The following is a 26,172-nucleotide window of genomic DNA, read 5'->3' as shown; positions in this document are numbered from 1 at the left end:
GGGCACGCCGGCGACCTCGGCCCGGGGCGGGGCGCCCCCGCCCCGCCGGCCCCCCCCCGCGCCCCCTCCCCCCGGGGGGGCCCGGGGGGGGACCGCGGCCGCCCACCCTCGGGTCGGCGGGGTCCGATCCGTCAGCGCGCCCCGGTCACGGCATCCGCGTCGTGGGTGACACCGCTGCGGGGTCCCCAGCGGCGCACGGAGAGACCTGTGGCGAGCGCACACAGCGCACAGAGCCCGAGCCCGTAGAGACCGAGATAGTGCCAGCCGCCGCCGTTCGCGGCGACGAGCGCAGCCGCGGCGAGCGGCGCGAGCCCGCCGATCACGCCGCCGAGCTGCTGCCCGAGCGACACCGCGCTCGTCCGGATCTCGGTCGGGAACAGCTCGCAGAAGAACGCGGGGAACACCCCGTTCACCACCGCGTGGCCCAACCCGAGGACGAGCATCGTACCGAGGAAGATCAGCGCGACGTGCGCGGTGCTCAGCAGCGCGAAGAACAGGACCAGGAGCAACCCCTCGAGCACCGCCCCGTAGATGATCGGCCTGCTTCGGCCCACCTGGTCGGAGAAGGCCCCCCACAACGGCGTCACGATGAAGAGCAGGCCCGCCGCGACGGTCACCACGAGGAGCATCGTGGTGCGCGGGATCCCGTAGGCCGACGTCCCATACGACAGGGCGAACACCGTGACCAGGGCGAAGATGGAGTTCGGGCCGGCACACATGAGGGCCACGGCGACGAGATCCTTCAGATGGTGTCGGAGGACGACCCCGACCGGGATCCCGGTCTCCTTCACGCGGTCCTCGATGTCAGCGAACTCCCGGGACTCCGGAACCCCCATCCGGATGAACAGCGCGACGCCGACGATCAGGACGCTGAGCAGGAACGGGATCCGCCAGGCCCACGCGACGAACGTCTCCGTCGGCAGCAGCGACAGGATCGCGAACACGCCGGTGGAGAGCACGAGTCCGGCGAACGGCCCCGCGTACGCGAACGCCCCGTAGAACCCGCGGCGTCCCGCCGGTGCGTGCTCGACGGCGAAGACCGAGGCGACGCCGAGCTCGCCCCCCATCCCGAAGCCCTGCACGATCCGCAGCAGCAGGAGCAGGACTGGTGCGGTCACGCCGATCGCAGCGTAGGTGGGCAGTAGGCCGATCGCCACCGTCGTCACGCCCATGACGAGCAAGGTCAACAACAGGCTGCGTTTCCGACCGACCCGGTCCGCGATGTGCCCGAACACGATCCCGCCGAACGGGCGGACGCCGTAGCCGACCGCCAAGGTGGCGAAGGCGGCGATCGTCCCCATCGTCGGCGACAGGTCGGCGAAGAAGATCTGGTTGAACACCAGCGCTGCGGCGGTGCCGTAGATGAAGAAGTCGTACCACTCGAACATCCCGCCGACGAAGCTGGCGACCGCCGCCTTCAGCGGACTCGTTCCCACGTCTGTGGACACGGTCTCACCCTTCTCCTTTGAAACAGTGATGTAGACCCAGGCGGGTCGAGCGCTACAGGGTCAGGACTGCTCGGCCGCGAATCCCCCCGGCCTCCAGCGCGTCCAGCGCCCGCACGGCGTCGGCGAACGGGAGTCGGGTCAGGACGGGGCGCAGAGTGCCGGCACGGGCGAGGTCGAGCACGTCGAGGAACTCCGGGTAGGTCCCGCCGTAGAGCCGTTCGGCGATCGTCGCGCCACGCGGGAGGCGTGCCCGGGCGTCGGCGCGCAGGGTGAGCCGCCCGCCCGCCATGCCGGTCACCCGGATCGCCCCGAAGGGGGCGACCACGTCGGCAGCGAGCGCCAGGCTCGAGTCGGCGCCCACGAAGTCGAACACCACCTCCGCCCCCGAGCCGCCCGTCGCTGCGAGGACCTGGTCGGCGGCTCCCGGCGTGTTCGACCGCACGAGATGGTGCGCCGAGCCGGCGACCGCGGCCAGCGCCGCCTCGTCGAGGTCGATCGCCACCACCGTCGCGGCCGTGCAGGCACGAAGGATCTGGACGGCCATCGACCCCAGCCCGCCGATCCCGATCACGACCGCGACCGTGTCCGGCCCGAGCCCGTCGGCCACCGCACGCACCGAGGAGTATGGGGTGAGGGCGGCGTCCGCCATCGTGGCGGCCACGGCGGGGTCCAGGCCGTCGATGGCCGCGAGAGCCGTGACCGGCACCCTGACGAACTCCGCGATCCCGCCGGGTGCCGTGACCCCGCACGTCGGCGGTGCGGTCCGGCGGTCGCCGGTGCCGAGGCACCCGTTGCGGCGTCCGACCAGGCACGCCCGGCAGGTGCCGCACGACCAGATCGGGTAGACCGCCACCTGCGAGCCGACCATCCGGCCGTCGACGTCGGTGCCGGCCTCGACGACCGTGCCGGCGATCTCGTGTCCGAGGATCGTGCCGAGGGCGACCCTGTGGTCGCCGGGTCGTCGGATGTGGACGTCGGTCTGGCAGAGTCCCGCCGCCACCACTCGGAGCACCACCTCGCCCGCCCGCGGCGTCGGCCGTGGCACCTCGACGAAGTCGACCTCCCCCGGCCGCACCAGTGCCAGTGCACGCATCCCGCGTCCGCCGATCAGGGGGTCCGCCCGGCGAAGGAGACGAGCGTGCCGACGAACTCGGCCATGTCGGCCCGCACGTCCTCCTTCTCCTCGAGCACGAGGCGGTCGTGCTCGCGCCAGGTCGCGTCGTCGACGAACCACTGCTCGACGACGGCGTCCCAGCCGGACGCCTCCGGGTCCCGGACGAGATGGATCGAGTAGCGGAAGAACAGCGGACCGCGCCTCATCACCAGCGGCGCGTGGTGGGAGAGGTAGTGCTCCCGGAACCGTGCGGAGGACATCCCCGCTGCCCGCCGCATCAGCCCGATCCGCGCGACGGCCCGCCCGGTCGAGGCGCCCACCGACCTGTCCTGCACGACGGTCCGGACCACGTCGAGAGCGAGCCGGGGTGCCGCGCCCCGCACGGCCGCAGGCACCGTCGCGCCCCACTCTCCGAGCCGGGCCAGGCCGGCGAACGTCGGACGGGACGCCGGACGCTCGCCTCGCACCACGCCCTCGAACCGCCGGTTCGCGGTGGGCTGCAGGGCGAGCGTGCCGTACCGCCCGTACGCGTCGCGGGCCGGGAGCGGATCCCGGGTGAAGACCAGGACTCCCTGGTCGGACGAGGTGTCGACTCTGCTCATCACGTCCTGCTCCGTTCTGTTGTCTCGGGGGCGGGGGTCGGGCCGATGACCGCGCGGGCGGTGAGGACGACCGTGTCCCCGGTCGAACCCTCGACGGCGAGCGGGGCCGTCCCCCGACCGTCCTCGTCGGACTCGACCCCGCCGGTCAACGTGAGGGTGTCGCCGACGAGCACCGGGGCCAGGAAACGCACCTCGAGGTCGCGGAGGCGCTCGACGCCGCACCAGTCGGTGATCCAGGCCGCGACGATCCCGGCGGTCATCTGGCCCATGGCGACGGGGGCCGCGAACCCCGCGCGTGCGGCGACGGCCCGGTCGTGGTGCAGCGGGTTGAAGTCGCCGCACGCTCCGGCGAACCGCAGGACGTCCGTCTGGGCGAGCGGTCCGACCACCCGCCGCGGGAGCTCGGCACCGGCCGCGGCGGGCACTCCCGCGCTCACCGGGCGGGCCTCTCGACCAGGACGTCCTCCTGGGTCACCACTGTCTCGCCGATCGCGTCCACGAAGTCCGTCGCGAGGCTGACCAGCCGCAGCTCTCCGCCGCTCCCGGACCTCCGCTCGTCCGCGACGACGCGCCGCCGCCCCACGATGGCGTCCCCGACGACCATCGGGCGCTGGTAGGTCCAGCGGACGGTCCCCACCACCATGCGCTCGATGTCCAACCCGAGCCGGGCGACCCATCCCCGCTGGTCGCGGTGGTGCAGGCTCACCGCGACGTACGTCGGCGTGGCGACGACGTCCGCATGGCCGCGGGCCGTCGCGACGGCACGGTCGGTATGCACGGGATCCTCGGCCAGGGTGGCCCGGGCGAACTCGCGGACCTTGCCCCGCTCCACGTCGAATGCCACGACGTCGACCTCACGTTCCACGACGGTCCCTTCGTTCGGCGGACGCGCGGGCCCGGGACACCGGCTAGACCACACGACCGGAGGGCAGAGTCATCGGCAGCGAGGTCGCGGAGGAGCCGGTCCCCCCGCGGACGCGCGCGGCCTCGTCCTCCTCGACGGACGGCACCCTGACCCCGTCGAGCGACTCGATCGCCAGCAGGGCCGCCCCGTAGGCCCCGGTGATCTCCGGTTCTTCCGGGACGAGCAGCTCGGCGTCGAGCGCCTCCGACAACGCCCGGACCACCGCGGTGTTGCGCGCGACCCCGCCGGTGAGCGCCACCGGCGTCGCCCTCCCGACCTGGCCGATCAGCCCCAGGGTCCGGGTGGATGCCGCCTTGTGGACCGACGCGGCGATATCGGCGGGATCGTGGCCCTTGGCCAGGAGGGCGATGACCTCCGTGACGGCGAAGGTCGCGCACAGGTTGCTGATCGCGAGGCTCGCGGTACCCGCGCTCGCGAGCTCGTCCAGGTCCTCGACGTCGATCTCCAGGGCGTGTGCCAGCCCCTCGTAGAAGCGGCCGGTACCGCTCGCGCAGCGGTCGTTCATGGCGAAGCGCTCCACCCGCCCCGCCTTGTCGACGTGGATCGCCTTGGTGTCCTGGCCGCCGATGTCCACCACCAGCCGGACGCCCGGGAAGAGCGCGGCCACCCCCCGGCCGTGCGCGCTGATCTCGGTGAACACGAAGTCCGACCCGCCGGGGACCAGCCGCCGCCCGTACCCGGTGGCCGCGACCGCCCGCACGTCCCTGCGCTCGATCCCCGCCTCGGCGAGCGCCTCGTCGAGGGCGCGCTGCAGGCCCTTGCGGCTGACCGTCCCGGTCGTGACCACCGCCGTCGCGACGATCTTCCGCCGCGCGTCGACGACCACGCACTCGGCCGACGTCGACCCGAGATCGACGCCCACGACGTGAGCGCTCACGGCAGCCCCCTCACACCCGGGCCCGCCGGGCGTCGATGGTCTCGAGCAGCGCGGCCAGCCGGGTCTCGAGGATCTCGTCGTTGTAGAAGGCCTCGTCGGCGATGTCGCCCTCGAAGAACGCCGTCGACAGCCCCGCCTGGTCCTCCGCCACCCGGGCCAGCAGGTGCTGGTGGTTGGTGTAGGCCCGGCAGGTGCGGGACGCGTGGAAGAGCACGCCGTCGATCGCGTAGTCCTCGCAGTCGGACAGCATCCCCCGCTTGAGGGTCTTGAACCCCTGGCTGTTCGAGCACAGCAGGTAGTGCTGAGCGAGACCGCGCAGCGGGTCGGCGGGGTCGATCAGCTGCGGCTCCTGCCAGAAGTTCTGGTGTGTGTAGCGCCCGCAGATGACCGAGGCGTCGACGTCGGCGAACTTGCGGGCGAGCCAGCCCAGCTTGTTCCAGTTCATGATTCCGTCGAAGTAGAGCCGGTAGCGCTCGTTGGCCACGCCGGACTCCCCGCGCGCGAGCCGGTCGGCGACCTCGTCCCGCACATCGCGGAAGTAGTCGACCAGCCGCTCCTCCGCGGGCATGAAGTTGATGTGCGCGATGCTCGCGACCCAGTCCCAATAGGTGGCTGGGGCCGGGCTGGACCGGCACAGCTCCATGCCCTCGCGGCGCAGCTCGGAGGCCTGCTTGATGTAGGTCATCACCTCGCCGAGCCGGTCGTGGTCGAAGGGCCGGCCGGTCTGGGCCTCCAGGAACTCGATGAGCCTGCGGAGCTGGTCGACCACGAACACCGTGGCCTCCTCCCACTCCTGACCGACGAGGTAGCCGGCGTCGGGCTTGCTGCCGAACATGAACGGCAGCGACAGCGTGAAGATCGGGACCTTCTTGCCGAGGATGCGGTAGGACATCTGGTCCCACTGCTGCCCGGTGCTGCAGCCCTGGTAGCCGTTGACGAAGAAGTCCGGCTGCGGGAGCCGGCTGGCCAGCTCGCGCCGGTCGACGGTCCCGACGATGCCGGACTCCTCGGCGCCGCCACCGCTGGTGAGCACCGCGCACCCCAGGTGGGTCCGGGAGTAGGAGCAGAGCTCGTTGACGTAGCCGTACTGCTCGCCGGCGAGCTGGGCGGGCGCCTCGAGGTGCTGCGCCGCCAGGCGGGCGGAGAACGCCTCGCCGTGGCACCAGGAGATCCCTGCCGCCTGGAACAGCGGGTTGAGGGCGTGGCCGTTGTACCAGACGACCTGCGCGCCGCGCTCGCGCGCGCTGAACAGGTCGTCCCAGTAGGCGCCGACCAGCTCACCACCCCACCCGGTCGTCCGGAGCCGGTTCGACTTGTTCTCCAGCAGGTCCACCATGAACGTCTCCTCCTCACCGAGCGGCCGGGTTCACGCGGACGCCGCGTGCGTGCGCGTCCGCCCGAGCCTGACCTGCTCGAACATCGCCTCGATCCGGGTCCGCATGGTCTCCAGCGGCATGCCCTCGTGCTCGGTCTCGAGCAGCAGGTGCGGCACCCCCTCCGCGTCGAGTCGCTTGCGCACCTCGGGGAGGTAGAGCATGTGCGGCTCGCAGTACTTGACCATCAGCGAGATCACGGCCTCGGCGCCGCTGCGCCGGACGGCGTCCACCAGGTAGCTGTCCCAGTCCACGTCGGACTGCGCCCGGGTCGGGCACGGGACGGCCACGTTGCGGCGGAGGTACTGGGAGACCAGCGCGTCGAGCGGCGGCCGGTCCTCGTCCGCGTCCGTCGAGACGTGCCGGACCCCGTGGAACAGGTCGTCGTCCACGACGAGACCACCGCTCTCCTCGATGAGCTCGAGCAGCTCGGGCTTGGGCGCATGGCACAGGTGAGCCGAGAGGTGCACGCGCACCCGGCCGCCGTCCCGGGCTCCGGGAACCGACGCGGCCACCAGCTCCTCCAACAGCGCGGTGTGCTCCTCGCGCTGCATCACCATGCTCGACTTGACGATGGTCTGCAGCTCAGTGGGACCGAAGCGGGCGTCCCCGTCCCGACGGTCGGTGTACAGCCGCCGCAGCAGCCTGCGCCCCCGGTTGTACGCGCGGATGCTCCGGCCGAGTCGCTCCTCGGTGACCTCGACGCCCGCGAACGCCGACATCTCCTCGACGAACCCCGCGAGCGTGAGCCGCACCTGCTCCGGCGTCCACGGGTCGTTCATCGACGAGATGAGCTGTCCGAAGTGGAAGGGGCGGTCCGAGAGCTCGCGGATGACGTCCGCGGCGCCGATCAGCTGGATGCAGTGGTCGGCCATGAAGACCGCGTCGAAGACGTCCAGCCTGCCGGTCGCGGCCTGGTCGGCGAGGTTGCGGGAGTACCCGCAGTTGAACTCGCTGAGCAGGTTGTTCCCGAGCGTGATCGGGTTCCGGTCCTCCTGGACGACCACGGGCAGCACCCCGGCCGCGTGGGCGATCTCCGCCGGGAAGTTCATCGGGAGCACGCCGACGGCGGGGCTCCCAGTCCGGGCCTTCCACCGCGCCGCGTACCCGGCCGGGTCATCGGCTGCCTCGGCCATCCGCTCGAGCGGACTCACCGCGTCACCCATGTGCGCTGTCCTTCCTCCGGGGGCGCCGGAACGAGGGCGCCGCCGGCGATCTGGTCCCGCAGGGCGAACTTCTGGATCTTGCCCGCGGGGGTGGTCGGGTACCGGTCGACGAAGAACCAGGAGGTCGGCGCCTTGAACCGCGCGATGCGGGACCGGCAGTACGCCACCAGGTCCGTGGCGGTGACCGCCGAGCCGGGAACCGCCCGCACGACGGCGGCGACCGTCTCCCCGAGCTCCGCGTGCGGGACGCCGAGCACGACCGCCTCCGCGACGTCCGGGTGCTCGAACAGCACGTCCTCGACCTCGCGCGGCGAGATGTTCTCGCCACCCCGGATGATCATGTCCTTGAGTCGGCCGGTGATCCGCAGGTAACCCCGCTCGTCCATCGAACCGAGGTCCCCGGTATGGAGCCAGCCCTCGGTGTCCAGCGCGGCGCTCGTCGCGGCCGGGTCGTCCAGGTAACCGACCATCATCTGGTGGCCGCGTCCGCAGATCTCCCCCTCGGCCCCCAGCGGGACGACGCTGCCGTCCACCGGGTCGGCAATCTTGATCTCGACCTGCGGGACGGCGGTGCCGATGGTGCCGGCCTGGTCCTCCGGGGTGTCGTCCACCCGGGTGGTGGTCAGGACGCCGGAGACCTCGGTCTGCCCGTAGATGTTGGTGAAACCACAGCCGAACGCGGCCTTGGTACGCCGGACGAGCTCGGCGGGCACCGGCGCCGCGCCGGACACCAGGGTGTGGACGCTCGACACGTCCCGCCGGGCGAGGTCCGGGTGGTCCAGCATCCGGATCAACATCGTCGGCACGAACAGCCCGATGTTCGCCCGCGCGTCCTCCATCAGGTCCAGGACCAGACCCGGGTCGAACTCCGGGACGACGACATGGGTGCCGTGCCGGGCGATGACCCCGAGCCCCGTCGTGACGCAACCGCCGACGTGGAACAGCGGCATGGCGTTGAGCCAGGTGTCCCCCGGCCGCATCCCGCACTGCTCCAGCACCAGATCGGGGGTGTTGCAGATGCCGCGGTGGTGGAGCAGCACGCCCTTGGGGAACCCGGTGGTGCCGCCGGTGTACTGGATCTGGGCCACCGACGCGGCGTCGACCTCGGGCAGGGCACCGCCGGCTCCGGCGGGCACCAGCGCCACCCACTCGTCGAAGCGCCACACGGCCCGGACCGACGGGATGGCCGGCGCCAGACCAAGGACCGTCTCGTGGAGCGCGTGGCCGCGATACTCCGGGGCGACGACGACCCCGGCGGCCGCCGACCGCCGCAGCACGTGCTCGATCTCGCGCTCCTGGTAGGCCGGGTTGGCCGGGGCCAGGGTCAGGCCGGCGAGCCCCGCGCCCAACTGCAGGACGACCCAGTCGGCGGAGTTCGGCGCGAGCACCACGACGACCTCGCCGGGCCGGAACTCCGCGAGGAGCGCGTGGGCCGCTGCGGTGGCGGCCTCCAGCAGCTCGCGATAGGTCCAGCGGCGCCGCCCCGCCGGGTCCCGCGCGCCCTCGACCAGGGCGACCCGGTCCGGCACCTGCGCGGCCGCCCGGGCCAGCAGCCCTCCCACGGTCAGGGTGTCGTCGATGTCCCGCGACCGGTCGGCGGGCCGGTACGAGGTCGTCAGTGGAGATGTGCGCGTGTTCGTGGTGGTCATGTCGCTTCCGTCCCGGACCGGTGCCTAGGCCATCGTGAGGCCGCCGCTGACCGACAGCGTCTGGCCGGTGACGTACCCCGCGCCGTCACCGGCGAAGAAGCGGACGGCGGCGGCGATGTCGGCGGGCTCGCCCAGCCTGCGCATCGGGACGGCCTTGACCATGGACCGCATCACGGCCTCGGCGCTCTCCTGCTGCTCCAGGACGCTCTCCATCGCCGGCGTCCGGGTGGGCCCCGGGCAGACCGTGTTGGCGGTGACGCCGGCGCGAGCCGCCTCCCGCGCGATCGTCTTGGTGAAGGCGATGATGCCGCCCTTCGCGCCGGAGTAGACGGCCTCCAGCGAGGACCCGACCCGTCCGGCGTCCGAGCCGATGTTCACGATCCGGCCCGCGCCCCGCTCCATCATCCCCGGGAGGATCGCGCGCACGAAGCGCAGCGACGACAGGAAGTTGACGTCGATGATCCGATCCCAGAACCCCTCGTCGGTCTGCACGAAGGGGATGTGCTCGTCGAACCCGGCGTTGTTGACCAGCACGTGGACGGGGCCCGCCGTGGTCTCGATCTCGGCCACGACCGCCCGCACGCCCGCACTGTCGGTTACGTCCACGACGTGGTGGGACGCGGTCAGTCCGCGGTCCTGGAGCGCCTTGGCCACCTCGGCCGCGGTCGCCTCGTCGCGGTCGACCACCGCGACGTGGAAGCCGTCCTCCGCCAGGCCCTCCACGATCCCGCGGCCGATCCCCCGGCCACCGCCCGTGACGAGGGCGACTCGCTTCTCGGAACTCACTCGGTCCAACTCCTTCGTGTGTGTGATGGGGCGATCAGCCCAGGTCGACCTTGGTGGCGCCACCGTCGATCGAGAGGATCTCCCCGGTGATCCACGCGGCCTGCGGGGAGAGCAGGAAGCAGGCGGCGGGCGCGACGTCCTCGGGCCGGCCGAAGCGCCGCAGGGGGTAACGGCTCCGCAGCGCGTCCACGTCTCCGCGCAGCCTCGCCTCCGAGAACCGCGTCGTGATCATGGCCGGCGCCACGGCGTTGACGCGGACGCGGGGCGCGAGCTCGAGGGCGAGCTGACGGGTGAGGTGCTCGACGGCGGCCTTCGACATGGCGTACACGCCCAGGTTCTCGGCACTGTGCCGGGCCGCGATCGAGGTCACGTTCACCACGGCGCCGCCGGTCTCGACGAGCCCGTCGCGGCAGGCGCTCTGGATCATCGCGAGGCACCCCGCGACGTTGATCTCGAAGGTCTTGAGGACGGCCCTCGACGACGCGTCCTGCAGCGGGCCGTAGTACGGGCTCGCCCCGACGTTGTTGACCAGCATCCCGACGGGGCCGAAGCGGTCCCGGACCTTCCCCGTGACCTCGGCCGCGGACTCCGCGTCCCGCACGTCCGCCTGGATCAGCAGGAGCCGGTCCCCGCCCAGCTCGGCCTCCGCCTCGGCGAGCGACTCGGTCTTCCGGGCCGTGATCGCGACCGCGGCCCCGCGGGCGAGCAGCTCGCGGGCGATCTCGAACCCGATGCCCCGGCTGCCGCCCGTGACCAGCGCCGTTCGGCCCGCGAACCCCGAGGTGGTCATGTCGCCTCCAGGGTGCGTCGCGACTGCGCGACGAGCGGGGCGATCAGGGCCCCGACGTCCGCGAAGCCCTCCGGGGTGTCACCGGCCAGGAAGCGCCGGTGGATGTGTCCGCGCAGCACAGCCAGCTTGAGGTAGCCGAAGGCCGCGTACCAGGACAGCCTCTCGGGCGCCCGCCCGGTGCGCGCGGCGTAGCGCTCGGCGAGCTCACCGAACTCCGGGAAGCCGAGCGCGGGGTCGATGCCCTTGCGCATGGTGTCGCCGCCGGGGTTCTCCACGCCGTCCCAGTAACACTGCAGCAGACCGAGGTCGGTCAGCGGGTCGCCGAGGGTGGCCAGCTCCCAGTCCAGGACGGCAGCGAGCAGGCCCTCCCCGGAGACCAGGACGTTGTCCAGGCGGTAGTCACCGTGCACCAGCGCGGGCCGCCCGGTGTCCGGCACGCCCGCTCGGAGCCGTTCGACCACCCCGGCGACGCCCGCCACCTGCGCGAGCACCGTCTCCGCCTGTCCCGTCCAGCGGGTGACCTGCCGCTGCAGGAACCCCGCGGGCCGACCGAAGTCCCCCAACCCGACCGACTCGACGTCGACCTCGTGCATGTCGGCCAGCGTGTCGACGAGCGCGAAGGAGACCTGCCGGGCCCGCTCGGCGCCCAGCCGCGCGGTCTGCTCCGGGGTGCGGTAGACCGTGCCCTCCACGAACTCGGACAGGTAGAAGGGCGCCCCGAGGACGGTGGCGTCCGCGCAGTGGTGGACGACAGCGGGCACGGGGATCGCGCTGCCGGCCAGGGCCGCCATGACGCGGGACTCCCGCCCCATGTCGTGCGACCGGCTGTCTCGCTCCCCCAACGGCGGACGCCGCAGCACCCACCGCGACGCCCCGTCCGTGACCTCGTAGGTGAGGTTGGAGTGCCCGCCCTCCAGCACCGTGCCCCGCAGCGGCCCGGTCACCAGCCCGGGCCGCTCGGCCTCCAGGTGGGCGCGCAGCGCCGCGAGGTCCACACCCGGCGGCCCGGCGGCGGTCCCGACGGTCGAGTGTGTCGTCGCCGTCTCGGTCATCGTCGTTCCCTTCATCGGAACCCGGGGGTTCGCTTCTCGAGGAAGGCCCGCATGCCCTCGCGGGCGTCCGGGCCGTCGAAGAGGGCCTCGACCCGGCTCACCTCGCCGGCGAGCCCCTCGGCGAGGGGCACCTCGAAGGCGGAGTCCACCAGGGCGATCACGTCCATCAGGGCGGGGATCGACAGCGCGGCCATCGCGCCCGCGAGCTCGCGGGCCGTCGCCTCGGCCTCGCCCGGCTCGCACACCCGGTCCACCAGGCCGATCTCCCGGGCCTCCGCCGCGCCGACGGGCCGCGCGGTGAGCATGAGCTCGAGGGCCCGCCCCCGCCCCACGTACCGCGGCAGCCGCTGGGTCGCCCCGGCACTGGGGATCAGCCCGATCCTGGCCTCCGGGAGCCCGACCCGGGCGGTCCGGGACGCCACGCGCAGGCTGCAGGCGAGGGCGAGCTCCATCCCGCCGCCCAGCGCGCTGCCCTCGATCGCCGCGACGGTCGGCCGGTCCAGTGCCGCGATCCGCGCGACGGTGGACCGCAGCCGCAGCCCGTAGGCCACGAAGCCGTCCCGGTCGACGTCGACCATGGTCTTGATGTCCGCGCCCGCGGCGAAGAACCGCGGCACCGCGGAGGCGACCACGACGACCCTGGCCCGATCCTTCTCCGCCACGTCGAGTGCCTCGTCCAGGCCGTCGAGGAGCTCCGGCGCGAGGGCGTTGACCGGCGGGTTCGCCATCCGGACGACGAACACGCCGTCCTCCGAGGAGGACACCTCCACCGTCTGGGACGCCACCTCGGCTCCGCCGTTCACGCGTACTTGGCGAAGTCGGGCTTGCGCTTCTCGGCGAAGGCCCGCGCGCCCTCCATGGCCTCCTCGGTCTTCGCGAAGGTGTCCAGGCCCGCCTCCGCGAGCAGGGCGATGCCCGCCTGGTGCTCGGTGTCGGCGTTGAACGCCTTCTTGAGGAAACGCAGCGCGGTGGGGCTGTAGTCGGCCATCTTCGCGACCCACTCCTTGGCCGCGGGCAGCAGATCCTCCTTCGGCACGACCTTGTTCACCAACCCCCATTCCTTCGCCTCCTGTGCGGTGTACTTGTCGAGCAGGAACCAGATCTCCCGGGCCCGCTTCTCCCCGACGACCCGGGCGAGGAACAGCGCGCCGAAACCGGCGTCGAACGAGCCGACCCGCGGACCACTCTGCGCGAAGGTGGCGTGCTCGGCGGCGATCGACAGGTCGCAGATGACGTGCAGCACGTGCCCGCCGCCGATCGCGATGCCGTTGACCGCCGCGATCACCGGCTTCGGGATGTCGCGGATCAGCTTCTGCAGGTAGGTGCCCTCGAAGAGGCCGTTCGACGTGGGCCCGTAGTCACCCGTCTCGGCCCGCTGCTTCACGTCGCCACCGACGCAGAAGGCGCGGTCCCCCGCTGCGGTCAGGATGACCCCGTGCACGTTCTGGTCCGCCCACGCCCGCTTGAAGGCGTGGATCATCTCCTCGGTGGTGGTGGCCCGGAAGGCGTTCATCCGCTCGGCGCGGTCGATGGTGATGACGGCGGCCGGGCCGTCGACGTCGTAGGTGATGTCCTGGTATTCCATGCTGCCGGTGCTGCCTTTCTGAAGGGGTTTCACGAATCTGGAGGAGCGACGACTCTCGTCGGTACTCACACCGGACCACTGATCCGGAAGTCGGGGGCGACCCGGCGGTACTCGCGGCGCGCGATCGACATCTTGTGCACCTCGTCGGGTCCGTCGGCCAGCCGCAGGGTGCGCATCTTGGCGTACATGTAGGCCAGCGGGGTGTACTGCGTGACGCCGGCCGCGCCGTGCACCTGGACGGCGCGGTCCACCACCTCGAAGCAGATCTCCGGGATGGCGACCTTGATGCCGGCGATCTCCTGGGCGGCCGCCTTGTTGCCGACGGTGTCCATCAGCCGGGCGGCGTGCAGCACGTACTGGCGCGCCATGTCGATCTTGATCCGGGACTCGGCGACCCAGTCCTGGATGAGCCCCCGGTGCGCCAGCGTGGTGCCGAAGGTGCTGCGGGACAACGAGCGGGTGATCATGAGACCGAGTGCCCGCTCCGCGACACCGATCGCCCGCATGCAGTGGTGGATCCGGCCCGGCCCCAGCCGGGCCTGGGCGATGGCGAACCCGCTCCCCTGCTCGCCGAGCAGGTTCTCCACCGGTACCCGCACGTCCCGGTAGATCACCTCGGGGTGGCCGCCGCGCTCCTCGTAGCCGAAGACCGTGGGGAGTCGGCCGAACTCGAGGCCGGGGGTGTCCAGGGGCACGGCGAACATCGAGTGCTGCCGGTGCCGCGGCGCGTCCGGGTCGGTGCGCGCCATCACCAGCAGCAGCGCGCACCGCTCGGACTTGGCCCCGGAGCTGAACCACTTCCGCCCGTCGAGCACGTAGTGATCGCCGTCCCTGGTCGCCCGGAGGTCGATGTTCGTCGCGTCCGAGGAGGCGACGTCCGGCTCGGACATCGAGTAGGCGCTGCGGATGCTGCCCGACAGCAGGGGCTCCAGCCACCGCTCCTGCACGGCCGGGGTGGCGAAGTGGTGGAGGATCTCGGCGTTGCCCGAGTCCGGCGGCTGGCAGTTGAACACCTCGGAGGCGAACCAGACCTTGCCGAGCTCCTCGGACACCGGCGCATAGTCCGCATTGGACAGTCGGACGCCCGCGTGCCCCGGCTGCAGGTCGGGCAGGAACAGGTTCCACAGACCCTCGGCCGCCGCCTTGGCCTTGAGCTCCTCGAGCACCGGGGGGTGGCCGTACGGGCCCACCTCCGCCAGCTCCGCGTAGAAGCGGTCCTCGTTCGGGTAGACGTGCTGGTCCATGAAGCGCCGGACCGCCTCGAGGACGCGCAGGCCGTCCTCCCCGGATCCGTCGGCCATGGGAAGCCTCCTCTCGTCGGGGTCGTCCGCGGTCATCGCAGGACGACCGGATGCATGTGCACGGCCGCGGTGTCCGCGACATCGGTACGGCAGAGCGAAGCCCAGGTCGCCGGGTCGGCCCGCGCGGCACACAGGGACTCGTGGTCCGCCCACCACAGCTCGTCGACGACGTCGTAGGCCGGCCGAGGGGCGGCGGGCCCGCAGACCACCGTGTTGCGGATGCACCGCGTCAGGCCCGGCACCCGCTGTTCGACGTCCGCCGTGGTCCACGCCTCGTCGAACCGGCAGGGCTCGATCTCGCGGCGTCGCCGGGCCAGCAGCACGACCTTGAGCCCGTCCGCGGCGCCGTCTCGCACCGGCTCCTCGGCGACTCGCAGGTAGTCGTGCCGGGTGACGTCCAGGAAGTTCGGCTCGTCGGCCCGGGCGCCCCCGAGGTAGGCCGGGTCGGAGTGCAGCCCGCCCGTCCCGTCGTCCGGGCCGTCGACGTCCAGCCAGGCCTCGCTGATCCCGTCCACCGGTGGCGGCGCCACCGGCGGCCCGGGCCAGTCCCGCACGTGGTTCTGCACGTAGCGGCGGAGCCCGGGGATCTGCAGGGCGAAGGGGCCGTGGATCTGCCGCCAGTGGGCCGAGAACGCGGACCGTGACAGGTCCGGGCGGCGGACCAGCAGCGCGAACAGCTTGCGCCCGGTCATGCGATCGCCGCGTCCGAGGACACCTCGTCGCCCGGTTCCGGTTCCGTGGCTCCCAGGTCCGTGCCGATCAGGTCCTTGACCAGGAACGCGACGGAGAGCGCGCCCAGAACGCAGAGCACGGTCACGTAGACCGCGATGGGCGCCAGGCCCCGGTCCCCCGCGGACAGGGCGACGGCGATCACCGGGGCGAACCCGCCCACGACGGAGGCGAGCTGCTGACCGAGCGACACCGCCGTGCACCGGAGCTCGGTCGGGAACATCTCCACCGAGAAGGCCGGGCTGATTCCGGTGATGATCCCGTGCCCCAGGCCGAGGAGCGCCGTCATCGCCACCAGGATGACCCAGGGGTCGCCGGTCGGCAGCGACAGGAAGAACAGCCACAGCAGCCCGGCCTCGACGGGGACGCCCACCGCCAGCAGCCACTTCCGCCCGACCCGGTCGGAGAGCGCGCCCCACAGGGGCGCCGAGACCACCAACACGGTCGCCGCGATGCCCACCAACCAGAGCATGGTCGTGCGCGGCACCCCGTAGGTCGTGGTCGCGACCGAGAGGCCGAACACGGTCACCAGGTAGAGGATGGTGTTCGGGCCGGACCAGATCATCAAGATCACCAGGACCTGCCGCCAATATCGGCGCACCGTGGTGAGCAGGGGCAGCGGCTCGATGCGCCCCTCGCGCAACGACTCCTCGAAGACCGGCGGTTCCCCGACCGTGCGTCGGATGACGAACCCGATGCCGACCACGACGGCACTGAGCAGGAACGGAATCCGCCAGCCCCAGGCCAGGAAGGCCTCGTCCGACATGAGCGTGAGCGGCCCGACCACCGCCGAGGACAGGACGAGTCCCGCGAAGGCGCCGGCCATGGAGAACGACCCGAAGAAGCCCCGCCGGTTTCGCGGCGCATGCTCGACCGCCATCCCGACCGCTCCCCCGAGCTCACCGCCGACCGCGAGGCCCTGGATGAGTCGCAGCAGGATCAGCAGGACGGGAGCGGCTTCGCCGATCTGCGAGAAGGTCGGCAGGCAACCGATGAGGAAGGTCCCCAGACCCATCATCAGCAGGGTGATCAGGAGGGACCGGCGCCGTCCGTAGCGGTCGCCGATGTGTCCGAAGACGATTCCGCCGACCGGTCGGACGAGGTACCCGACACTGAAGGTAGCGAACGCGAGCAACGTCCCGACCGCAGGCGACAGTTCGCTGAAGAACAACCCGTTGAACACCAGGGCCGCGGCCGTGCCGTAGATGAAGAAGTCGTAGTACTCGGTCAGAGATCCGACGAAACTCGCTGCCGATGCCCGACCGGGCGTCGACGTGCGTACTCCGACTGTCATTCGTGCCTCCAGGGAAGAAGGGTGCACCACCGCGCACCCACTGCTGCCGACAACGCTGAGGACGTGCATTCCCTTGACCACCGACGGGCGTCCGAGCGCCCGCCGTGTCGTCTCTTCGCTCAGGAGTCTCGATCTTTGACAACTCTGGGAAGGACCGCACCGAAACCATACAAGATGAGAGGTGGTGTCCGCGACCCCCCGGATGAACCTTCTCGCGAGTCCGCGACGATTGCCCCGTGACGGAAGACTGCCGAGCCGACCCGGTCGCCGCGGCGCCACCGCCGCGGCAGCCCCCGCTGCCCCCACCGAGCGCGCGGTCGATGCTGCTCACCGTGGCCGGCGAGCTGGTGAGCAACGAGCCCGGCGGCGTCCGGACGAACGCGCTGCTTCCCGTGTTCGCCCGGCTCGGCATCGAGGACCACGCCTGTCGCCAGCTCCTCGCGCGATCGACCCGGGCGGGATGGCTGACCCGGGTGCGCGACGGCCGCACCGTCCGTTGGACCCTCGACACCCGCGGGCGAGCCCTGGTGGACGACGGTGTGCGCCGCGTGGCAGCGTTTCTCTCCGACGAGCGGCGGTGGGACGGTCGCTGGCTCGTCCTGAACGTCAACGTCCCTGAGGACCGGCGCACCCTCCGCAAACGGCTCTACGGCGGACTGGGCTGGCTCGGCTTCGGCAACCCCACCGTGGGCGTCTGGATCACTCCGCACACGGAGCGCGCGCAGGACCTGGCGCAGCTGATCTCCCTGCTCGGGTTGGAGCAGACGTCGGTGGCCGTGACCGGGCACACCGTCGACCTCGGGCTCTCCGAGTCGGAGCTGGTCGCCCGGGCGTGGGACCTCACCGACCTCGACAAGGCCTACCGGCGGTTCCTCGAGCAGGACGCCGAGAACCCGCCGCCCAGCACCCCCGACGAGCTGCTCACGGCCTATCTCCAGCTACTGAACCTGCAACAACGGTTCATGCGCCTGGACCCGCAGCTTCCGGCCACCCTGCAGCCGGAGTGGGTGGGCCGCGAGGCGGCCGCGGTGTTCCGTGCGCGCCGTGCCGAATGGGCCGCCCCCGCTCACCAACGCTTCCACGAGATCGTCGCCGAGACGGCGCCACCGGGCCGCCGGACCTCGTCGAACGGATCACCGGACTGAGTGGCGGCGACACGGAGCGGGCGGAACGGGTGGTGCGCTCAGTGCACTAGCGGGGGGAGGGCCGGGGCGAGGTCAGCCACGACCTCCTCCGGGTCCTGGGCGGCCACCGCCGGGAGGGCCGGGACGTAGCGGGTGAGGGCGTGCCGAGCACCGCCGTCGCGATCCGGCCCGCCCGGCGCTCCGGGGCCGCCAGCCCCAGCCCCGCGGCGAGCTCGACCGCCTGCTCCGCTACCACCCCGCGGATCCGGGCCGTGGCCGCCTCGGTGGTGGTCGCGGACCGCAGCAGGGCCTGCAGGGCCCGGTCCGCGGGCGGGCGCTCCCGCAGCTCCACGAAGGGGTGGCCAACCGTCCGAGCTCCGCGCGCCGCGTGACGCCCGTCAGGTGGCGTCGAAGTCCGTGCCTACTCCGACCTCGGCCCAGGCGACGAGGTCGGCCTGCTGGCCCGCCAGCACCTCGGTGAGCCGGCGCCGGGCGTCCGTGCCGAGGACGAGCAGGGCGGGGGGCTCGGGCGAGGTGACCGCGGCGATGATCGCCTCGGCGGCGCGCGCCGGGTCGCCCGGCTGGGTGCCGTCCATGGTGTCGTACTCCTTGCGCCGCTTGCCCGCCGTCTCTGCGTAGTCCGCGATCGCGACCGCGGACTGGGTGAGCGAGCGGCCGGAGAACTCGGTGCGGAAGGCTCCGGGCTCCACCGAGAACGCCACGATCCCCAGCGGCGCGAGCTCCACGCGCAGCGAGCTCGTGAGCGCCTCCATCGCCGCCTTGGCCGCGGCGTAGTAGCCCGACCCGGCCGGGCTGGACCGCGCGGCGATGGACGAGATCGTCACGAGCGTGCCCGCCCGCCGCGCGCGCATCCCGGGGAGCACCGCCTTGACCAGGTCGACCGGTCCGTGCACGTGGGTGGCGAACAGCCGCTCGACGTCCGCGGGATCGCCCTCCTCCACGGCCGCGCGGTAGCCGTAGCCGGCGTTGTTGACCAGCACATCGATCCCGCCGAACCGCTCGGTGCCCACGGCGACCGCGTCCCGGACCTGCTCGGGAGAGGTGACGTCGAGCGGAAGCGTCAGGGCCCGGTCCGGGTAGGGCGCGCACAGCTCCGCCACGGTGCCCGGGTCCCGCGCGGTGACCACCGCCGAGTCCCCGCGCGCCAGCACGGCGGACGCGAGGGCACGGCCCAGACCGGTCGAGCATCCGGTGATCAACCACGTGATCATGGCCCGATGATCCCCGATCCCGGGCGCACTCAGGCGGTGAGTCCTGCGGTCCGGGACGCCGCGTCGAGGAACGAGCGGACGAGCGCGGGATCGGCGTAGTACGGGTCACCGTGCCCGGCGACGGTGCGGCGGTGGCTGTACTCGAAGAGCACGGCCAGCTTCCACAGCGCCATCGCGGTGTACCAGCGCAGGCCGGCCAGGTCCCGACCGGTGCGCGCGGCGTAGCGCTGTGCCAGCTCGTCCCGCGTGGGGTAGCCCGGCTCCAGCGCGGCGGCGCCCATCTGAGCGGTGGGAGTGAGCGGCTCCCCGTGCTCCGGCCAGCTGGCGAGGAAGTAGCCGACGTCGAACAGGGGGTCGCCGAGGGTCGCGAGCTCCCAGTCCAGCACGGCCGCCACGCGGGCGTCCGTGCCGACGATGACGTTGCCGAGCCGGAAGTCGTTGTGCACCAGGGTGGCGCCGGACTCGGCGGGGGCGTGGGCCTCCAGCCAGGCGTCGACCTCCGCGAACTCCGCGGGCGGGCGGCCGTCCGCGTCCGCGACAAGGCGCCGCATCCGCTTGAGGTGCCGCGCGTTGAAGCCCTCCGGGCGGCCCATCTCGTCCAGTCCCGCGGCGTGCCAGTCCACGGCGTGCAGGTCGGCCAGGGTGTCCACCATGGACTCCCCGATCTCCCGGCCGCGGCCGGCCAGCTCCGGGGGCGTCCGGGTGGTGACGACCGGCCCGGCGACCAGGCTCATCACGTAGAGCGGGCTGTCGATCACCTCGCCGGCCTCGGCGGTGGCCAGCACCTCCGGGACCGGCACGTCCGTACCCGCGAGGCCCGAGAGCAGCCGGGCCTCGCGCAGCACGTCGTGCGCGCCGGGCGGGACCGGCGGGGGCGGTGGCCGCCGGACGACGACGTCCCGGCTGCCGCTCACCAGGAACGTCAGGTTCGAGTGGCCGTCGCCGATCCGGCGGGCAGTCAGCGGGCCCTCGGCCACGCCGTGCTTGGCCAGGAACGCCTCCAGCGCGCCGAGGTCGGCCTCCGACCAGTCCCAGGCGCTCACCGGTTCCGGCTCGCGACGAGGTGGTTGAGGTACTCGCGCGGCCAGTGCGTCTCCCACTGCCCGGCGGCGGGCTCGCCGTCGATCGTGGCGTCGCAGGCAGACTCCCAGATCTCGGTGGCCATCTTGTCGTTGGTGGGCAGCTTGATCAGCCCGTAGCGGTCGAAGGTGACCTCGGTCCGGCCACCCGCGGTGTCGACGAGCGTGGCCTCGAGGCGCTTCTGGGACATGTCGTCCTGGTAGGTGGCGTGGTGCTCGATGTGCGACACGGGGACCGTCACGCCGTTCTTCAGAACCGAGCCCGCGAAGCCCCACTCGCCGCCGGCGATCCAGATCCAGCCGTTCACGGCCTGCCCGGAGTCGGTGTAGGCCACGAACCACTTCCAATGGTGTGGCACGCCCCAGTCCCGGTTGCCCCAGGAGTGGTCGCGGTGCCCCATCCGGCGATCCCACTCGACGCGGCGGCCCGCCACCTCGAGGAACCCGCTGACCCGGCCGGTCTGCTCGAGCCGGTTGGCCGCGAACCACTCCGGCAGACCGTCCGGATTGGAGCGATAGCTGAACGCGTCCTGCACGGCCTCGAAGCGGTACTCCAGGCGGACCTTCTCGCTCTCGTAGGTCACGTCCGCCGTTCGCCGCAGCTCGGGCTGGCGGACCGTGAGGCCCTTGATCCGGAAGTCGTCGAAGTCCGTGTCCTCGGACACCGTGCCACCGCCCAGGTCCAGCGCGAGCGGCTCGCTGTCGGGCCCCCACACGGACACGTTGAAGCCGGACTTCCCGTGCGCGGTCAGGTACAGGTACACCTGCAGCCCGAGCCGCTCGTCGGGCATGATCATCTCCCAGAACAGGGAGTCCCGCATGCGGCCGCCCGGCTCGGCGGGCCAGTGTCGCAGGTCGTCCTGCGGGCCGAAGCCGGGATCGGGGATGTGAACGTCGGGGAGGGCCATCGGTCTACCTTCCGGTGAAGTTCGCGGGCCTGCGCTCGAGGAAGGCGGAGAGCGCCTCGGGCATGTCGGCGGCCCGGGTGAGCAGCGCCTGGCCCCGGTTCTCCAGCTCCATCGCCGCGCCGTAGGAGGTGATCTCCTGGTTGCGGAGCAGGGCGCGCTTGGACATCCGCACCCCGCCCGGGGAGTTGGCGGCGATCGCGGCGGCGAGCCGATCCGCCTCGGCGAACAGGTCCTCGCTCGGCACGACCCGGTTGACCAGCCCGATCCGTTCCGCTTCGGCGGCCTCGACGACGCGGCCGGTGAAGCCGAGCTCGGCCGCGCGGCCGTAGCCCACGAGCCGGGTCAGAAGGTAGCTGGTGCCGAGCTCGCCGCACGACAGCCCGACCCGGACGAACGCGCAGGACAGCTTGGCGGTGGGTGCGGCCAACCGGACGTCGGCGGCGAGCGCGAGCGCCAGCCCCCCGCCCACTGCGGGCCCGTGGATCGCGGCGATCACCGGGAACGGCAGCTCGCGGATCGCGGACAGGCCGCCGGTGGCGGCTTCCTGGAAGAACAGGAACTCGCGCACGCCGAGCTCACGGATGCCCCCCACCTCCGCGAGGTCGAACCCGGAGCAGAAGGCCTTGTCCCCCGCGCCGCGCACGATCAGGGCTCGGGCCCCGCTGTCCCGCAGGGCGAGCGCGGCCTCGTTGTGCTCGTGGAACATCCGCTGGGTCTGCGAATTGGCCCGCTCGGGCCGGTTGACGGTCAGCACCGCCACCCCGTCGGACCGCAACTCGACGAGCAGGGTCTCCAGCTCGACCAGCGTGGTCGCCTCCTCGCCCTCGACGGTGGTCATCAGCGCCCCCCGAAGACGGGCGCCCGCTTCTCGCGGAACGCGGTGAGCGCCTCGGTCATGTCGTCGGTGCGGGTCAGCAGCGCCTGGCCGCGGTTCTCCAGCTCCAGCGCCGCCGCGTACGACGACGCCTCCATGTTCGCCTGCAGGGCCCGCTTGGACAGCTGGACCCCGCCGGGCGAGTTGGCGCGGATCTGCGCGGCCATCTCCAGTGCGGCGTCGAGCAGTTCGTCCTCGCCGACGACCTGGTTGACCAGCCCGGTCCGCTCCGCCTCCTCGGCGCCCATCGTCCGGGCGCTGTAGAGGAACTCGGCGGCCGCGGCCGGGCCGATCAGGCGCGGCAGCAGCCAGGAGGTGCCGAGGTCGCCCGCCGACAGCCCGATCGTCACGAAGGACGGCACGAACTTGGCCCGCGGCGAGGCCAGCCGGATGTCCGCAGCCAGGGCGAGCGCCAGCCCGCCGCCCGCAGCGGCGCCGTTGACCGCCGCGATCACCGGGACCCGGACGCCGCGGATGCCGGCGAGCGCGCGGGCGGCGCTCTCCTGTAGGTCCAGCATGCCGAGCGCGCCCAGCTCGGGCAGGCGCTCGGCGTCGGCGAGGTCGTAGCCCGCGCAGAACGTGCTCCCCGCGCCGGTGAGCACCAGCACTCGCAGGCCCGGTTCGCGGTCGAGCCGGCGCGCCGTGGCCTCCAGCTCGGCGAACATGGCTGCGGTCATCGCGTTGCCGCGGCCCGGCCGGTCCAGGGTCAGCACGACGACGCCTTCGCGCGGGCGCTCCAGCCGGAACGTGGTGGCGGTCTCAGACATCGCTGTCCTCTCGAGAGGCTCAGGCCGGGGCAGGGGCTCGGACGTGGACCAGGCGCCGGGTGGCGGCCTCGATCTCGTCCGGCTCGAGGCCCCACGGCGGGGCGGTGAGGTTGAGGTGGTCGAAGGGCTCGGCGTGTCGGGCGACGAGCCGCGGCAGGTCCGCCGGACGACAGGCGATCGCCATCGCGTCGACCATCTCGTCGGTGACCGCCGCGGTCATCGCCTGGGGGTCCTGTGCCTTTACCGCGGCGCGGATCCGCCCCTGGGTATCCGACCAGCCGTGCAGGGCGAACAGCCGGTCGTAGACCCGGGCCGCGGCGTACTGGGCGATCGCGAAGGCGGCCCGCCTGCGGGCGGCCTCCTCGTCCTCGTCCACGGCACAGATCCGCGTGCCGGACACGGCGACCGTGACGTCGCGCCCCGCCTCGGCGGCGCCGCGGGCGAGCTCGGGGCGCAGGACCTCCTCGACGTACGCGGCGGTCATCATCGGGTGCCCGACGAGCCCGTCCGCCACCCGCCCGGCCGCGCGGACCATGCGGGGGTTGACCCCGGCCGTCCAGATGGGCAGCGGGTCCTGGATCGGCCGGGCCGTGGGGATCGTCGGGTTGATGGCGAGGGAGTAGAAGCGTCCCTCGTGCGAGACGGGCCCCTCGTGCAGGCGCCACAGCTTCCGGAGGACCTCGACCAGCTCCTCCATGCGGACGGCCGGCGCGGACCCGTCCACGCCCATCCAGTTCTGCATCATTCCGGGGGTGCCGTTGCCCAGGCCGAGCACGATGCGGCCTCCGCTGAGCTCGTCGAGGTCCCGCGCCTCGGCGGCCAGGATCATCGGCGAGCGCGCCGCGCCGTAGGCGATGTTGGAACCGATGAGGATGCGCTCGGTGGCCGTGGCGAGGGCGGCCATCGGCACGGTCGCGGAGCGGTTGTACAGCTCGGAGACCCACACGGCCGCGAAGCCCGCTTCCTCTGCGGACCGCGCGATCTCCGCGGCCCGCTGGAACCGCTCGGGTCCGTGGCCCGCGGTGAAGACCGTCAGTCCGTAGCCCGCGCCGAGCGTCGACGTGGTGTCCATGTCCGTCCTCAGCCGAACTTCGGGGCGCGCTTCTCCAGGAAGGCCGAGATCCCCTCGCGCGCCTCCCCGTGTTCGAACAGGCCCTGGATCTGCTCGATCTCGTACCGCTTGCCGTCCTCGAACGGGAGGTCGAAGGCGGCGTCCACGGTGCACATGACCGCGGCGAGCGCGGGCCGGGACAGACCGGCCAGCTGCACCGCGAGTTCGACCGCGGCCTCCCGCGCCTCCCCCGCCCCGACCAGCCGGTCCACCAGGCCGATGGCCTTGGCCTCGTCGGCGGGCACCTGGCGCGCCGTCGCCATGATGTCGATCGCGCGACCACGCCCGACCAGCCGCGGGAGACGCTGGGTGCCGGCCGCGCCCGGGATCAGGCCGAGCCGCACCTCGGGGAGGCCGTACGTGGCCTCGGCACCCGAGACGCGCATCGAGCAGGCCATCGCGAGCTCCAGCCCACCGCCGAGCGCGACACCCTCGACCGCGGCGATGCTGACCGCGTCCGCGGCCGCGAGCCGTTCCACCGCGCCGCGCAACCGGTCGCCGTAGGCCGTGAACGACTCGGCGTCCACCGTGCCCATGTGCTTGATGTCCGCCCCCGCGGCGAAGAAGCCGGGGATGCCCGAGGTGAGCACGAGTACCCGGGTGTCGCGGCGCTTCACCTCGTCGAGCAGCGCGTCGAGGCCGTCGATGATCGGCTGTCCGAGCGCGTTCGCCGGACGCCGGTCCATGGTCGCGACGAGGACGCCCTCGGCCGCGTCCTCCCACGTCACCACATCGCTCACAGGGTCATCCTCTCGCTCAGGCGCGGCGTGGGAAGCGGTCGAAGTCGGGGACCCGCTTCGCCTTGTACGCCTCGCGGCCCTCCTGCGCCTCCTCGGTGGCGTAGAAGAGCAGGTTGGTGTCGTGGGCCAGCTGCTGGATGCCGGACAGGCCGTCCTCGGCGGCATGGAAGCTCGCCTTGCACAACCGCAGCGCCATCGGGGACAGCCGCAGCATGCGCCGGCACCAGGCGACGGTCTCGGTCTCCAGCTCGGCCAGCGGCACGACGGTGTTGACCAGGCCCATCTCCTTGGCCTCGGCGGCGTCGTACTGCTCGCAGAGCAGCCAGAACTCCTTGGCGCGCTTCTGCCCGACCTGTTGGGCGAGCAGGCCGGCGCCGAAGCCGCCGTCGAACGAGCCGACCTTCGGCCCGACCTGGCCGAACCGCGCGTTGTCCGCCGCGATCGTCAGGTCGCACACCAGGTGCAGCACGTGCCCGCCGCCGATGGCGTAGCCCGCCACCATCGCGACGACGGGCTTGGGCAGCCTGCGGATCTGCACCTGCAGGTCCGTGACGTGGAAGCGCCCGACGACGTCGGCACGGCCGGGCTCGGTGAGGTAGCCGGTGTCCCCGCGGACGCGCTGGTCCCCGCCGGAGCAGAACGCGTCCGGCCCCTCCCCCGTCAGCACGATCACGCCGATCGAGCCGTCCTCCCTGGAGTGGGTCAGAGCGTCCGAGATCTCCATCAGCGTCTGCGGACGGAAGGCGTTGCGCACCTCCGGACGGCAGATGGTGATCTTGGCGATGCCGTCGCCCGAGTGATCGAGACGGATGTCGTCGTACTTCCCGACGCTCGTCCACTCGACGGGCTCGCGGGGACCGGAGACGCGCATCAGGCCATCGTCAGTCCGCCGCTGACGGACAGGGTCTGGCCGGTGATGTAACCGGCGGCGTCGGAGGCGAAGAAGGCCACCGCGGCGGCGATGTCCGAGGGCTCGGCCAGCCGCTTCATCGGCACGGCGCGGGTCATGCCGCCGAGCACCTTGTCGGCGTCCTGGCCCGAGTTGTTCGCGAACTTGCGCAGCGCCGGGGTGTCGGTCGGGCCGGGGCACACCGTGTTGGCGGTGACGCCCTTGGTCGCGACCTCGCGCGCCAGCGTCTTGGTGAACGCGATGATCCCGCCCTTCGCGCCGGAGTACACGGCCTCCAGGGACGAGCCCACGCGGCCGGCATCCGAACCGATGTTGATCACGCGGCCGAAGCCCCGCTCGACCATGCCCGGCACGACGGCCTGCACCACACGCAGCTGGCCCTTGAAGTTGATCTCCAGGATCCGGTCCCAGAAGTCCTCGCTGGTCTTGAGGAACGGCATGAAGTCGTCCCAGCCCGCGTTGTTCACCGCGACCTCGATCGGGCCGAGCTCCTCGGTGACGGACTTGACGGCGGCCTGCACGGACGCCGTGTCCGTCACGTCCGCCTGCACGGCCGCAGCGGTGCCGCCTGCGTCGACGATGTCCGTCGCGGTGGCTTGGGCGGCCTCCAGGTTCAGGTCGACCACGGCGACCTTGAAGCCGTGCTCACCCAGGGTGAGGGCGATGCCCCGGCCGATGCCCTGGGCGCCGCCGGTGACGAACGCGGTGCGGTTGCTCATCTTCGAGTCCTCTTCTC

Annotated in this window: 27 protein-coding genes and 1 pseudogene; 1 reads left to right on the top strand and 27 read right to left on the bottom strand. The window is 72.4% G+C overall.

Translation table 11 applies throughout. From position 1 onward, the window contains the following. Positions 1-131: 131 nt before the first annotated feature. The 17 genes from AB0B41_RS23965 to AB0B41_RS23885 form a co-directional block, all read right to left on the bottom strand. On the bottom strand, positions 132-1,448 hold the full coding sequence (locus AB0B41_RS23965; RefSeq protein WP_358206918.1) for an MFS transporter: 1,317 nt from the start codon (positions 1,446-1,448) through the stop codon (positions 132-134). 52 nt (positions 1,449-1,500) lie between these two features. After that, positions 1,501-2,541 carry an alcohol dehydrogenase catalytic domain-containing protein gene (locus AB0B41_RS23960; RefSeq protein ID WP_358206916.1) on the bottom strand — a complete coding sequence of 347 codons (1,041 nt, stop codon included), beginning with the start codon at positions 2,539-2,541 and terminating at the stop codon, positions 1,501-1,503. A gap of 14 nt (positions 2,542-2,555) precedes the next feature. Then, positions 2,556-3,164 carry a hypothetical protein gene (locus AB0B41_RS23955; RefSeq protein ID WP_358206914.1) on the bottom strand — a complete coding sequence of 203 codons (609 nt, stop codon included), beginning with the start codon at positions 3,162-3,164 and terminating at the stop codon, positions 2,556-2,558. Beyond that, positions 3,164-3,601, bottom strand: coding sequence for a MaoC/PaaZ C-terminal domain-containing protein (locus AB0B41_RS23950; RefSeq protein ID WP_358206912.1), 438 nt, complete (start codon positions 3,599-3,601; stop codon positions 3,164-3,166). Before AB0B41_RS23950 ends, AB0B41_RS23955 begins: the two co-directional genes overlap by 1 nt. Beyond that, on the bottom strand, positions 3,598-4,029 hold the full coding sequence (locus tag AB0B41_RS23945; RefSeq protein WP_358206909.1) for a MaoC family dehydratase N-terminal domain-containing protein: 432 nt from the start codon (positions 4,027-4,029) through the stop codon (positions 3,598-3,600). The genes AB0B41_RS23950 and AB0B41_RS23945 overlap by 4 nt, the downstream gene beginning before the upstream one ends. A gap of 43 nt (positions 4,030-4,072) precedes the next feature. Next, complete coding sequence (locus AB0B41_RS23940) at positions 4,073-4,966, bottom strand: acyl-CoA dehydratase activase (RefSeq protein WP_358206907.1); 894 nt, start codon at positions 4,964-4,966, stop codon at positions 4,073-4,075. Positions 4,967-4,976: 10 nt separating this feature from the next. Next, positions 4,977-6,302: a 2-hydroxyacyl-CoA dehydratase family protein gene (locus tag AB0B41_RS23935; protein ID WP_358206905.1), complete on the bottom strand. Its 1,326-nt coding sequence runs from the start codon at positions 6,300-6,302 to the stop codon at positions 4,977-4,979. 30 nt (positions 6,303-6,332) lie between these two features. Beyond that, positions 6,333-7,505 carry a 2-hydroxyacyl-CoA dehydratase family protein gene (locus tag AB0B41_RS23930; RefSeq protein ID WP_358206903.1) on the bottom strand — a complete coding sequence of 391 codons (1,173 nt, stop codon included), beginning with the start codon at positions 7,503-7,505 and terminating at the stop codon, positions 6,333-6,335. Continuing rightward, positions 7,490-9,154, bottom strand: coding sequence for an AMP-binding protein (locus AB0B41_RS23925; protein ID WP_358206901.1), 1,665 nt, complete (start codon positions 9,152-9,154; stop codon positions 7,490-7,492). Before AB0B41_RS23925 ends, AB0B41_RS23930 begins: the two co-directional genes overlap by 16 nt. A gap of 24 nt (positions 9,155-9,178) precedes the next feature. Then, on the bottom strand, positions 9,179-9,940 hold the full coding sequence (locus tag AB0B41_RS23920; protein WP_358206899.1) for an SDR family oxidoreductase: 762 nt from the start codon (positions 9,938-9,940) through the stop codon (positions 9,179-9,181). A gap of 34 nt (positions 9,941-9,974) precedes the next feature. After that, positions 9,975-10,730, bottom strand: a complete 756-nt coding sequence (locus tag AB0B41_RS23915; RefSeq protein WP_358206897.1) for an SDR family oxidoreductase — start codon at positions 10,728-10,730, stop codon at positions 9,975-9,977. Further along, the gene (locus AB0B41_RS23910) at positions 10,727-11,782 is read right to left on the bottom strand and encodes a phosphotransferase family protein (protein ID WP_358206895.1); all 1,056 of its coding nucleotides are present in this window, start codon (positions 11,780-11,782) and stop codon (positions 10,727-10,729) included. Before AB0B41_RS23910 ends, AB0B41_RS23915 begins: the two co-directional genes overlap by 4 nt. Before the next feature lie 11 nt (positions 11,783-11,793). Then, positions 11,794-12,567: an enoyl-CoA hydratase-related protein gene (locus AB0B41_RS23905; protein WP_358206893.1), complete on the bottom strand. Its 774-nt coding sequence runs from the start codon at positions 12,565-12,567 to the stop codon at positions 11,794-11,796. Positions 12,568-12,581: 14 nt separating this feature from the next. Further along, entirely contained in the window at positions 12,582-13,367 is a 786-nt protein-coding gene (locus AB0B41_RS23900) for an enoyl-CoA hydratase-related protein (protein ID WP_358206891.1), read from the bottom strand. Positions 13,368-13,432: 65 nt separating this feature from the next. Then, on the bottom strand, positions 13,433-14,668 hold the full coding sequence (locus tag AB0B41_RS23895; protein ID WP_358206889.1) for an acyl-CoA dehydrogenase family protein: 1,236 nt from the start codon (positions 14,666-14,668) through the stop codon (positions 13,433-13,435). Between the two features lie 32 nt (positions 14,669-14,700). After that, positions 14,701-15,360 (bottom strand): EthD domain-containing protein, encoded by a 660-nt coding sequence (locus AB0B41_RS23890; protein WP_358206887.1) that lies wholly within the window; start codon positions 15,358-15,360, stop codon positions 14,701-14,703. Further along, positions 15,357-16,691 carry an MFS transporter gene (locus AB0B41_RS23885; protein WP_358206885.1) on the bottom strand — a complete coding sequence of 445 codons (1,335 nt, stop codon included), beginning with the start codon at positions 16,689-16,691 and terminating at the stop codon, positions 15,357-15,359. The genes AB0B41_RS23890 and AB0B41_RS23885 overlap by 4 nt, the downstream gene beginning before the upstream one ends. Positions 16,692-16,927: 236 nt before the next feature. On the opposite strand from AB0B41_RS23885, the gene AB0B41_RS23880 reads away from it, so the two are divergent. After that, positions 16,928-17,836, top strand: coding sequence for a PaaX family transcriptional regulator C-terminal domain-containing protein (locus AB0B41_RS23880; protein ID WP_358206883.1), 909 nt, complete (start codon positions 16,928-16,930; stop codon positions 17,834-17,836). Between the two features lie 46 nt (positions 17,837-17,882). Here AB0B41_RS23880 and AB0B41_RS23875 read toward each other — a convergent pair. From AB0B41_RS23875 to AB0B41_RS23830, 10 genes and pseudogenes are all read right to left on the bottom strand, one after another. After that, a pseudogene (locus tag AB0B41_RS23875) lies at positions 17,883-18,182 on the bottom strand (hypothetical protein); the annotation flags it as partial. A gap of 31 nt (positions 18,183-18,213) precedes the next feature. Then, on the bottom strand, positions 18,214-19,047 hold the full coding sequence (locus AB0B41_RS23870; RefSeq protein WP_358206881.1) for an oxidoreductase: 834 nt from the start codon (positions 19,045-19,047) through the stop codon (positions 18,214-18,216). A gap of 29 nt (positions 19,048-19,076) precedes the next feature. Continuing rightward, the gene (locus tag AB0B41_RS23865; protein WP_358206878.1) at positions 19,077-20,090 is read right to left on the bottom strand and encodes a phosphotransferase family protein; all 1,014 of its coding nucleotides are present in this window, start codon (positions 20,088-20,090) and stop codon (positions 19,077-19,079) included. Continuing rightward, entirely contained in the window at positions 20,087-21,034 is a 948-nt protein-coding gene (locus AB0B41_RS23860) for a hypothetical protein (protein ID WP_358206876.1), read from the bottom strand. Before AB0B41_RS23860 ends, AB0B41_RS23865 begins: the two co-directional genes overlap by 4 nt. 4 nt (positions 21,035-21,038) lie before the next feature. Next, on the bottom strand, positions 21,039-21,872 hold the full coding sequence (locus tag AB0B41_RS23855; protein WP_358206873.1) for an enoyl-CoA hydratase-related protein: 834 nt from the start codon (positions 21,870-21,872) through the stop codon (positions 21,039-21,041). Further along, positions 21,872-22,675: an enoyl-CoA hydratase-related protein gene (locus AB0B41_RS23850; RefSeq protein ID WP_358206871.1), complete on the bottom strand. Its 804-nt coding sequence runs from the start codon at positions 22,673-22,675 to the stop codon at positions 21,872-21,874. The genes AB0B41_RS23855 and AB0B41_RS23850 overlap by 1 nt, the downstream gene beginning before the upstream one ends. A gap of 19 nt (positions 22,676-22,694) precedes the next feature. Further along, positions 22,695-23,747 carry an LLM class flavin-dependent oxidoreductase gene (locus AB0B41_RS23845; protein WP_358206869.1) on the bottom strand — a complete coding sequence of 351 codons (1,053 nt, stop codon included), beginning with the start codon at positions 23,745-23,747 and terminating at the stop codon, positions 22,695-22,697. A gap of 8 nt (positions 23,748-23,755) precedes the next feature. Continuing rightward, positions 23,756-24,526, bottom strand: coding sequence for an enoyl-CoA hydratase-related protein (locus AB0B41_RS23840; protein WP_358206867.1), 771 nt, complete (start codon positions 24,524-24,526; stop codon positions 23,756-23,758). Between the two features lie 16 nt (positions 24,527-24,542). After that, entirely contained in the window at positions 24,543-25,397 is an 855-nt protein-coding gene (gene menB, locus AB0B41_RS23835; RefSeq protein ID WP_358206865.1) for a 1,4-dihydroxy-2-naphthoyl-CoA synthase, read from the bottom strand. Further along, complete coding sequence (locus tag AB0B41_RS23830; RefSeq protein ID WP_358206863.1) at positions 25,397-26,155, bottom strand: SDR family NAD(P)-dependent oxidoreductase; 759 nt, start codon at positions 26,153-26,155, stop codon at positions 25,397-25,399. Before AB0B41_RS23830 ends, menB begins: the two co-directional genes overlap by 1 nt. Positions 26,156-26,172: the final 17 nt, after the last annotated feature.

This window comes from Pseudonocardia sp. NPDC049154 (assembly GCF_040648315.1).
Classification (GTDB): Bacteria; Actinomycetota; Actinomycetes; order Mycobacteriales; family Pseudonocardiaceae; genus Pseudonocardia.
Note: the sequence above shows the minus strand (reverse complement) of the source record. Positions and strands in the feature narration are given on the sequence as shown.